Origin of the sequence: Mesorhizobium sp. M4B.F.Ca.ET.089.01.1.1, assembly GCF_004022605.1 — a bacterium.
GTDB lineage: Bacteria > Pseudomonadota > Alphaproteobacteria > Rhizobiales > Rhizobiaceae > Mesorhizobium > Mesorhizobium abyssinicae.
Genome location: NZ_RZOS01001298.1, coordinates 1 through 525 on the forward strand (window position 1 = coordinate 1; position 525 = coordinate 525).

Here is a 525-nt window from a genome sequence, read left to right on the forward strand (position 1 = left end):
GACTTCGCCACCTTCCTAATTGCCGCGTTCAACGGCTCTTCGGAATCGACCGTTTCGATTTCGCGCGCCAGTTTGCGGAACTTCTCTATTTGCGCCACTGACTCTTTAGCCTTTGCCATGATAAATCTCTCCATAAATGGCGCACACATACGTAGCATACATCGATGAGTCTGGCGACGACGGCCTAGATAAGCCGTTTCGCCAAGTCGGCAATGCTGGCGGCTCATCGAAATGGCTGATTATCTCTGCCTGCCTTTTTCGCCAGACGCACACCTTAGACGCGGTTCGCTGGCGTGACGAGATCAATGCAAAGATGCCGGAACGACAATCCCGAACATTGCACTTCGCCAAGCTACACCACGGGCAGAAGCTCGCAGCCGTGCAGACGATAGCCAGCAAACCATTGCGAGCGCTTAGCGTCGTCGCGGCCAAAGAGCCCATCCCGCCTGACATCTACGTCGAAAAGAACCAGCTCTATTTTTATATGACGCGCTACCTTATCGAGCGCCTATCCTGGCTCTGCCG

1 protein-coding gene is annotated in these 525 nt (G+C 54.3%); it reads left to right on the top strand.

Annotated features, from left to right (window positions below; genetic code table 11):
- Positions 1–136: 136 nt before the first annotated feature.
- Positions 137–525 (top strand): DUF3800 domain-containing protein (locus tag EN780_RS37250; protein ID WP_128276642.1); only part of this gene is annotated, 389 nt, incomplete at its 3' end.